General features: G+C 47.7%; 2 protein-coding genes and 4 tRNA genes. All 6 read right to left on the bottom strand.

What is annotated here, in order from left to right; all coding sequences use genetic code 11:
* Positions 1-87 precede the first annotated feature (87 nt).
* Positions 88-155 (bottom strand) — tRNA-Gly (locus tag BGK49_RS30185).
* A 6-nt stretch (positions 156-161) separates the two neighbouring features.
* Positions 162-237, bottom strand: a tRNA-Thr gene (locus tag BGK49_RS14765).
* A gap of 2 nt (positions 238-239) precedes the next feature.
* A tRNA-Arg gene (locus BGK49_RS14760) sits at positions 240-316 on the bottom strand.
* A gap of 1 nt (position 317) precedes the next feature.
* Positions 318-394 (bottom strand) — tRNA-Ile (locus BGK49_RS14755).
* A gap of 189 nt (positions 395-583) precedes the next feature.
* Positions 584-1,138 (bottom strand): DUF1133 family protein, encoded by a 555-nt coding sequence (locus tag BGK49_RS14750; RefSeq protein WP_000640137.1) that lies wholly within the window; start codon positions 1,136-1,138, stop codon positions 584-586.
* A gap of 55 nt (positions 1,139-1,193) precedes the next feature.
* On the bottom strand, positions 1,194-1,402 hold a 209-nt coding region (locus BGK49_RS14745), incomplete at its 5' end, for an IS3 family transposase (RefSeq protein WP_001073957.1).

Here is a 1,402-nt window from a genome sequence, read left to right as displayed (position 1 = left end):
CTGCGCTAAAATTTCTTTTTTTCATTGGAGCACCTGTGTTGTTCTGAGGTGAGCATATCACCTCTGTTCAGGTGGCCAAATTCAGTGTGCCACTTCAGGAATCGAACCCGCATCATCAGCTTGGAAGGCTGAGGTAATAGCCATTATACGATGCCCGCATATGGTGCCGACTACCGGAATCGAACTGGTGATCTACTGATTACAAGTCAGTTGCTCTGCCTGCTGAGCTAAGTCGGCGCTGGCCCACCACCGAGGACTCGAACCTCGCACCGTCAACTTAGAAGGTTGATGCTCTATCCGGATGAGCTAGTGGTGGTTGGTGGCCCTTGCTGGACTTGAACCAGCGACCTGGCGATTATGAGTCGCTCGCTCTGACCAACTGAGCTAAAGGGCCGGAGGCAGAATAATAACCATATGTCATCACATCTGCAAACTCATCTGACCACCAGCACGTTTAACGTCCTGTGCCGTTTTTCAGGTATAAAAAAACCCGCATAAAGCGGACTCTTTCAAATGTCCATGTCTGCTATTCGCCTCGCGGTACAGCTTTGCGAAGTGTACAAGAATTGAAGCAGTTTTTACGTCAAAAAGCAATAACTTTTTTCTCTATACCAAAAGCCATAACCATTGGTTTGTACAAAATAAATTCTGCCACCTTTAGCCAATGCTCAATGCGTCTTTCACAGGTTCTTAAACTCCATTTCGGGTGTGCATCATTCAGCAGTTCAGCCATTTTGCGTTTGGTCATCCCCCGCCCCTCATACCGTTGCCGAAGGACGCTAATCAATCCTGGATGCTCTGCCAGCACCTCACTTATGACCCGATCAATACATAACGCCTCTGCATCAGTACAATGCGCCAGCCAGCTCTTTTGCTTACCGTTAATCATATCCCGCAAAAAAGCCTCAAGTTCAGACTTGTTCAGACCTGCTTTTTTCATCCTCCGGAGCGCCTCGTTAATTGCCGTTTTTGTCAGCTTTTTAGAGGCCAACAACTGGTTGAACATATTCCCCGTCTTACCGCCGCCAATATACGACCAGCGCCCCCACATGCGCAGTTTTCCCTGAATCCAGACACTTTCCAGCGTGGTGAGACGAAGGTGTTCCCCGCTTTTGCCTGTATTTGTTGGGTAAATCATAAATAACCTTCCTGAGGTGTACTGGCAATAGCGGACACTACCATTTGTTCTTTTTTTAAGCAGCCATCTGATGATATTTTTCCCTGAAGGCTGCCGGGGAGATATTCCCCAGACGAGAGTGACGACGCTGACGATTGTAGAAAATCTCAATGTATTCCCGTATTACTGAGATGGCTTCATCCCGGTTATTAAAACGATAGTGGCTCAGGCTCTCATTTTTCAGCGTTCCCCAGAAGCTTTCCATCGGAGCGTTGTCGTAACAGT

It is taken from the genome of Shigella sp. FC1544 (assembly GCF_001722145.1).
GTDB classification, from domain to species: Bacteria; Pseudomonadota; Gammaproteobacteria; order Enterobacterales; family Enterobacteriaceae; genus Escherichia; species Escherichia coli.
This window is presented reverse-complemented; position numbering and strand designations above follow the sequence as displayed.